The organism is Capnocytophaga sp. CM59 (assembly GCF_000293175.1).
GTDB lineage: Bacteria > Bacteroidota > Bacteroidia > Flavobacteriales > Flavobacteriaceae > Capnocytophaga > Capnocytophaga granulosa.
The window spans coordinates 1-6,366 of the sequence record NZ_ALNN01000007.1 but is presented as its reverse complement, the minus strand read 5'-3'; the positions used below and the strand labels follow the sequence as shown (position 1 = coordinate 6,366).

General features: G+C 42.7%; 7 protein-coding genes. 2 read left to right on the top strand and 5 right to left on the bottom strand.

What is annotated here, in order from left to right:
* Nucleotides 1-162: 162 nt before the first annotated feature.
* Nucleotides 163-2,376 carry a GH32 C-terminal domain-containing protein gene (locus HMPREF1154_RS02290; protein ID WP_009640928.1) on the top strand — a complete coding sequence of 738 codons (2,214 nt, stop codon included), beginning with the start codon at nucleotides 163-165 and terminating at the stop codon, nucleotides 2,374-2,376.
* A 77-nt stretch (nucleotides 2,377-2,453) separates the two neighbouring features.
* On the top strand, nucleotides 2,454-3,332 hold the full coding sequence (locus HMPREF1154_RS02285) for a carbohydrate kinase family protein (protein WP_009640924.1): 879 nt from the start codon (nucleotides 2,454-2,456) through the stop codon (nucleotides 3,330-3,332).
* A 5-nt stretch (nucleotides 3,333-3,337) separates the two neighbouring features.
* Here the strand turns inward: HMPREF1154_RS02285 and HMPREF1154_RS02280 are convergent, their stop codons facing one another.
* The 5 genes from HMPREF1154_RS02280 to HMPREF1154_RS02260 all read right to left on the bottom strand — a co-directional run.
* Nucleotides 3,338-3,922: a hypothetical protein gene (locus HMPREF1154_RS02280; protein ID WP_009640923.1), complete on the bottom strand. Its 585-nt coding sequence runs from the start codon at nucleotides 3,920-3,922 to the stop codon at nucleotides 3,338-3,340.
* A complete protein-coding gene (gene idi, locus HMPREF1154_RS02275) occupies nucleotides 3,919-4,437 on the bottom strand; it encodes an isopentenyl-diphosphate Delta-isomerase (RefSeq protein WP_009640925.1) in 519 nt (172 codons plus the stop codon). Before idi ends, HMPREF1154_RS02280 begins: the two co-directional genes overlap by 4 nt.
* A gap of 5 nt (nucleotides 4,438-4,442) precedes the next feature.
* A complete protein-coding gene (locus HMPREF1154_RS02270; protein ID WP_009640927.1) occupies nucleotides 4,443-4,991 on the bottom strand; it encodes a DUF192 domain-containing protein in 549 nt (182 codons plus the stop codon).
* Between the two features lie 175 nt (nucleotides 4,992-5,166).
* A complete protein-coding gene (menA, locus tag HMPREF1154_RS02265; protein WP_034566734.1) occupies nucleotides 5,167-6,066 on the bottom strand; it encodes a 1,4-dihydroxy-2-naphthoate octaprenyltransferase in 900 nt (299 codons plus the stop codon).
* A gap of 11 nt (nucleotides 6,067-6,077) precedes the next feature.
* A partial coding sequence (locus tag HMPREF1154_RS02260; RefSeq protein ID WP_009640926.1) for a type IX secretion system membrane protein PorP/SprF occupies nucleotides 6,078-6,366 on the bottom strand: 289 nt, incomplete at its 5' end.

Below are 6,366 nucleotides of genomic sequence, written 5' to 3'. Positions count from 1 at the left end.
GTTTGCGAAAAATTAGCATGAGCAGGTGTAGGGGCTAATTGCCATTAGCCCTTGAAAGAGAGTTAATTAGGAGTGAATCCCTTGCCTTATTTATTCGTATTTTATTCGCATTCTAAATATGATTGACTATAAGAGCGAACATTCTTCTTAAACTACATATTTATGAGAAAAAAATTTATATACCCTGCACTTTCCTTATTAGCCCTGATGGCTTGTAACAATAAGGATAGTCTCATGATAGAGAATTTCGAATCTGGCTCTTTTGAAAATTGGACGATTGAGGGCGATGCCTTTGGTGAAGCTCCTGAAAGAGAGGCGCTTCCTGGACAACAACCTGTAGTGGGCTTCGAAGGGAAATTCTTAGCCAACAGTTTCCACAATGGGGACGACTCTCGTGGAACGCTCACCAGCAAGCCTTTTCGTATAGAACGAGACTATATCAACTTCCTCATAGGAGGGGGTATGTCCCAAGACACCTATATAGAACTGCTTGTAAACGGCCAAAGTGTCCATAAGACCCACAGCACCGTGGAGAGTGAGACCTTACAGCTAATGAGCTGGGATGTAAAGGCTTACAAAGGCCAAGAAGCTACCCTACGCATCGTGGATAACCAGCGCGGTAGCTGGGGACACATCCTTATTGATGCGATTGAACAGAGTAATCAGTACAAAAGTAATATCATGGAAAACTACACCCTTACCTATGATATTTCTAAGAAATATCTACTACTTCCTATTGAGGACAGCGCCCCTGAAACCTCCGTACAACTCGTTGTAAATGGAGAAAATATAGGGGTTCCTCAGAACATTCGCCTAGCGAGAACGCACATTCAATATTGGCTTCCCCTATCAGTAGAGGCTTACAAAGGTAAAAAAATAGACCTTGTCTTCGGACAGGCTACCAAAAAGGATATAGGTATCAGCCAAATAAAACCTTCCGATACCTTTGACTATACCTATGACGAGACCTATCGTCCTAGTTTCCACTTTACCCCTCCTTATGGCTGGATGAATGACCCCAATGGTATGGTGTATCACAATGGCCAGTACCACCTCTTCTACCAACACAATCCTTATGGTGCACGCTGGGGCAATATGCACTGGGGACATGCGGTGAGTGAGGATATGGTACACTGGAAACACCTGCCTGTAGCTCTTGCCCCCGATGAGTTAGGAGCTATCTTCTCTGGTAGTGCTGTGGTAGATAAGTATAATACTGCTGGCTTTGGCGAAGGGGCTATCGTGGTCTTCTATACTTCAGCAGGTCAGCAACAAACCCAGTCCATTGCTTATAGCTTGGACAACGGACGCACTTTCACCAAGTATGCCCACAACCCTGTGATCCCGAACCCTGGCATTGAGGATTTCCGTGACCCTAAAGTATTTTGGTATGCACCCCAGAACAAATGGATTATGTCCTTGGCTACTTCCCAGTCCATTACATTCTATACCTCCAAGAATCTCAAACAATGGGAAAAACTTAGCGAATTTGGAGAAAATATAGGAGCACATACAGGAGTTTGGGAATGCCCAGACCTCTTCCCGTTGATCTACGATGGAAAAGTCAAGTGGGTGCTCTTTGTCAGCATCAACCCCGGTGGGCCTAATGGAGGAAATGCTACCCAATACTTCATCGGTGATTTTGATGGTACTACCTTTACGCCCGATCCGCTCCCCTACCCACTATGGCTAGACTATGGTCGTGATAATTATGCAGGGGTTACCTGGAGCAATATCCCTGAAAGTGACGGACGCAGGTTATTCCTTGGCTGGATGAACAACTGGGATTATGGTAATGTGGTGCCTACCCAAAATTTCCGTAGCGCCATGACCCTCCCTAGAGAACTAAGATTGGCGCATAACGGCTTACATATGGTCGTGGCCAGCTTCCCTGTCAAAGAAGTAGGTGATGAAAAGGATGGCACCCCTATCATCATGGACAAGCTCGCCGAAGATACCTTCCCGATAGGAGCCGATTATTATAACAATGGCTATGTATTGAGCTTTACCATCAAGCCTAATGGTCTTTCTACATTTGATTTTGCCCTGCAAAATAGTAAAGGAGAGAAAATCATTTTTGCCTTTGATACCGATCAGAAAACTTTCGTCGTGGATAGAAGCCAAAGTGGCCTTTCTGACTTTAGCAGCAACTTTGCCAAACCTCTAATCAAGGCGCCTCTGACCAAAAAGGATAGCTATACCATACATATGTGGGTAGATAAAGCCTCCACCGAGGTCTTTATCAACGGCGGCGAGGTCGTACAAACCAATATTGCCTTCCCTACCGAGCCTTATAACCAATTAAAATTTGATTTAAGAGGAAATACTGCCATCAGTGTAGAAAACATTACGCTGTACAAAGTTAAACATGATTAAATATCCTCAAGCAGGGAAGAAAGACCGCTTTTTTCCCTGCTTTTTCTATACAATAATCACACTAATTTGATTCTATCATGAAAAATACCATCGTAGGACTGGGAGAAATTCTCTGGGACGTATTCCCTGAAAGAAAGGTACTGGGGGGAGCGCCTGCCAATTTTGCCTATCATATCTCCCAATTTGGATTCCAAGGCCATGCTGTAAGTGCCATAGGAAAAGATCTCTTAGGCAAGGAAATCTTGGCCAGCTTAGAGAAAAAACATCTCAACTACCTCATCGAACAGACCGATTTCCCCACAGGTGAAGTCAAAGTAAAATTAGATAACTGGGGCGTTCCTCAATATGAGATTTGTGAAGGAGTGGCCTGGGACAATATCCCCTTTACCCCTGCTATAGAAAACCTCGCTAAGCAGACGCAAGTGGTCTGTTTCGGTTCCTTAGCACAGCGCCATGAGGTGTCTCGCAATACCATCCATGCCTTTTTGGATACTATGCCCAAGGATAGCCTAAAGATATTTGACATCAATCTAAGACTCAACTATTATACCAAGGAAATCGTTGAAAACTCCCTTAAAAAGGCTGATATTCTCAAGATTAATGACGAAGAAGTGGTAAAAATAGCCCAACTCTTTGGCTGGAATGCTCCTGAAAAAGAAGTTTGTAAACAATTATTGGAGAAATACCACCTTGATATCCTTATTCTCACCAAGGGTACCGAAGGCAGTTGGGTCTTTACTCCCAAGGAAGAATCCTTCTTGCCTACCCCAAAGATTACCATTGCCGATACTGTAGGGGCTGGGGATTCCTTTACCGCTGCCTTTATTGCCTCTCACCTACATGGGCGCTGCTTGGTAGCCTCCCACCAGTTGGCCGTAGAGGTCTCTGCCTATGTGTGCCAACAACATGGTGCTATGCCTCGCCTTGCTGATGCTCACTTGGAATTATTCAAGTAATCGCCCTATTTTTTACTGTTTTTTATTCGGATAAAGATAAGTGCTACAGATAAGAGTAAAGTAAAAATAGCCGTGCCTATAATCCAATTTTGTAGGCGCAAGGAACTCTCTTCCATTTGCTGTGGAGAATGAGGCTCACCAAAAATGATTTCTTCGGCTGAGAAGAAAAGTAACCCAAAAAGCAGAAACACTACCTGCGACCGCTTGAGTATCTCTATCACTTCTTTCTGTAACAGCATATCATAAAGAATAAATATGAGTACACAGAAGAGAACAGGAGCTGTAAAAATAGAAAAATTATAGGTAAGTATCGCAAACAGATAAGCAGCAAAAATAAGATAGTTGATGACCCTCGGAATTTTCAAGTACCAAAGAAATATCAAGAAAGCAAATATTATATAATAAAAAGGGAATAGTATAATGAGTATCTCTTGATAATTCTCTCCAAGATCTTGTTCCATATACTCCAAAAGGTTGTTGCTATATAGGAAAAGATACCAAGAAAGCATAGCCAAAAAGGCGAAAATCACTTGTATGCGGTATTTTCGCTTTAGCGTAGCATCGTTTATATGGGGAGTGGGAAGTCTCATTGTTTGCTTAGGTGATGGTAAAATTCTTCAAAAATAATCTTAAACCAAGCCGTATATTGGGCTGGCGCCTGCAAAATATCCTCTTTGATAGCCTCTAAGGAAAGCCATTTCCAAGAAGCTACTTCTTCTGGATTTATCTGAGGCTGGGCATCACTATAGCCTACCAATACATGGTCGTATTCATGCTCAGTAAGACCGTTATCAAAAGGGGCTTTGTATATGAAAGAGAATACCTCCCGAAGGGGTACTTGCAAGCCCATTTCCTCCTGTAGGCGTCGCTCGCCCGCTTGTTGGTTCGTCTCTCCTGCTCTGGGGTGACTACAACAAGTGTTTGTCCAAAGATTGGGAGAGTGATACTTACAAGCTGCCCGCTGCTGCAAAAGCACTTCTTGCTTGGAATTAAATATAAAAACTGAAAACGCCCGATGCAGGAGTCCCTTCTCGTGCGCTTCCATTTTTCCCATAAGCCCTATAGGCTCATCTTTTTCATTGACTAAGATAACTTGTTCTTCCATAAGTATCAATCAATGAGTGATTCAAAAGTCATACGATCGCCCTTTGTAAGGCCTAACTTATCGGAGAGTCCTCCATTGACCTCCAGCACATACATAGCATCTCCTTCTGAAGGACGTGAAGTCTCTGATAGGGGGGCTGCATTCTTAGCTATACTTACGATTTCTTTTTCTTTATTCAAATAGATGATATCCAAAGGAATATAAGTATTATGCATCCAAAACGAACGTGGTTTCTCCTCATGGAAGACAAAGAGCATCCCTTGGTTCTCCTTCATTGATTTGCGGTACATCAGTCCTAATTCGGTCTCCTGTGCGGTACGAGCAAACTCTATTTCAAAGGTTTTGATAAGGGTACCATCACTCTTGTAGAAAGAAAGATTACCCTCATGCTCAAAAGGAGGTTCGTATGGCTTTATCTCCTCTGGAGTAATGATTTGTTGCGGAAGGCTATCTGAACTTCCACGGCCAAAAAAGTACGGAAGTATCATGGCTAAAGCTACCAATACAAGCCCTCCCATAAGGATATTGGTAAAATGTTTTCTAAAAAAATCCACTTATAATAATGATTAATGGTTAATGATTAATGATTAATGGTTAATGGTTAATGATTAATGGTTAATGACTAATGGTTAATGGTTAATGACTAATAATTAATGAATGTAGGGTGGATTAATCATTAATCATTGCTGGCATTAATCATTAATGATTAGTCATTGCTGGCATTAATCATTATATGAGTTTTCCCACAAAGAACAGCACACTCATCAAAAAAGTAGAGAGTGCCACGACTTTCAGTTGGGAATCAAAAGCCTTGGGTTCTTTTACAGCTCTTACATAGAAAAGATGAAATACCAAAGGCACAAAAGCTATGATATACAACGCCTTGTAACGAAACTCAAGGGTCAATACTGTATAAAGCATCATAAGACACATGGCTATGATAATAAGCAAATAATGATAATATTTAGCCAAAGATAGCCCTATTTTTACAGGAATGGTATGCTTGCCCATCTGCTGGTCGTTCTCTACATCACGCATGTTGTTGAGGTTCAAAACCCCCATACTAAGCATACCACAAGCCGAAGCTGGCAGCAATACAAGTGGGTCAAAATACTGCGTATAAAGCATATAAGACCCCATAACACTCACCCAACCAAAGAAGATGAATACAAATACATCGCCTAAGCCTTTATATCCGTAAGCCGACTTACCTACTGTGTAACGAATAGCTGCAAAAATAGCCGCTCCACCCAAGAGCACAAAAATAAGTGCCAATCCCCATTGCTCTCTAAAAGAGAGTACAATAAGCGAAAGGGCTGAAATGGCCGAAAGCACAGCCGTTACCACCACTACCCGCCTCATCTCTTCAAGCGACATTGCTCCTGTCTGTATAGCGCGTTTAGGTCCTATACGATGTTCGTTATCAGTCCCTTTTTGGGCGTCCCCATAATCGTTAGCATAGTCAGAAAGCACTTGAAACAATACAGTTGTGAGCAAGGCTATAAGGAAAATATCCCAGCGGAAGGCACCTTGCCCATAGGCAATAGCCGAACCCAATAGAATTCCCGACATGGAAAGTGGCAGCGAGCGCAAGCGAGCTGACTGGTATAAGCTATGAAATGTAATCACAATAATGACTATTATCTTTCAGTACAGTTACAACCACCGATACCTTGGAACATATCGATACCGAGGGTAATCATGTGGGTACCTGAGTTATAGGAGCGTATAGCGTTGAGGTTTAGTCCGTAGCCGTAAGCGAAGTAGAACACGCCTTTCTTCAGACCCAACATAGGGCCTATGCTCAGGGGCTTGAACACCTGGTCGTTGATAAGGCGTACTGTGGCTCCTGCCCAGTAATAGTCCTCGTAGTCGAACCAGCGGTACTTCACATTCACATCGGTAATGGAACGGCCATCTCCTTCCAAG

Bases quoted from the DNA above. Each gene is read 5' to 3' on its own strand.
- HMPREF1154_RS02290 (WP_009640928.1), top strand. From the start codon at position 163: ATGAGAAAAAAATTTATATACCCTGCACTTTCCTTATTAGCCCTGATG.
- HMPREF1154_RS02285 (WP_009640924.1), top strand. From the start codon at position 2,454: ATGAAAAATACCATCGTAGGACTGGGAGAAATTCTCTGGGACGTATTC.
- HMPREF1154_RS02280 (WP_009640923.1), bottom strand. From the start codon at position 3,922: ATGAGACTTCCCACTCCCCATATAAACGATGCTACGCTAAAGCGAAAA.
- idi (WP_009640925.1), bottom strand. From the start codon at position 4,437: ATGGAAGAACAAGTTATCTTAGTCAATGAAAAAGATGAGCCTATAGGG.